Source organism: Kytococcus sp. HMSC28H12 (genome assembly GCF_001816045.1).
Taxonomy (GTDB): Bacteria; Actinomycetota; Actinomycetes; order Actinomycetales; family Dermatophilaceae; genus Kytococcus; species Kytococcus schroeteri.
Genome location: NZ_KV824629.1, coordinates 1 through 720, shown reverse-complemented (window position 1 = coordinate 720; position 720 = coordinate 1). Strand labels below are relative to the sequence as shown.

The following is a 720-nucleotide window of genomic DNA, read 5'->3' as shown; positions in this document are numbered from 1 at the left end:
CTCGACAGTCGAGTTCAGCACCGGTGCGGAGTTCACGCCCAGGGGGACGGTGGCGGTCCGGACGGCGACGCCGAGGAACCCGGGCCCACAGTGCCCGAACCGGCGCTGCCCGAGACGCCGGAGGCCACCGCATCGGACCGGTGGGCAGCCGCGCAGGAGGCCGAGGAGCGCTTCCGCGCCCTGGGCCTGCCGCCGGCCGGCGAGCGCACCGGTGCCGAGCAGGCGCTGGCCATGGTGGGCGCCGCCCCGCAGTACTACCGCCGCGAGCACAAGCCGCACTGGTGGGGGCACTTCGAGCGCCTGGCCCTGCCCGTGGCCGAGTGGCCGTTGACCTCCGGCGTGGCCACCGTGGACCGCGCCACCTGGACCGACGAGTGGGAGCGCCCCACCCCGCGCAGCAACCCGCGGCGCACCCTGGAGGTGCGCGTGGACACCGGCGGCCGACCGGTGCCGCCCGGCACGGGACTCGTGGCCGTGTTCGGCGCCCCGCACCCGCAGGGCCTGGTGCCCGAGGGCGGGTACCCCCACGTGGCGTGGCCCTCCTCGGCCGAGGTGACCGACTCCCGCACCGACGCCGCCACCGGCCTGCAGGTGTGCACCGTGACCGTGCCCTGTCCGCGCCCCAGGGCGGACCGCCCCGAGGTGCCGCCCACCGATGCAGTGCCCGTGGGCTTCGGCCCCACCGCCCCGCCGAGCACCACCCACTTGGACGCCGCCCTG

The 720-nt window shown here is 77.5% G+C and carries 1 pseudogene; it reads left to right on the top strand.

The annotated features are described in order from the left end of the window. Nucleotides 1–90: 90 nt before the first annotated feature. Nucleotides 91–720, top strand: a pseudogene (locus HMPREF3099_RS09975) (hypothetical protein); the annotation flags it as partial.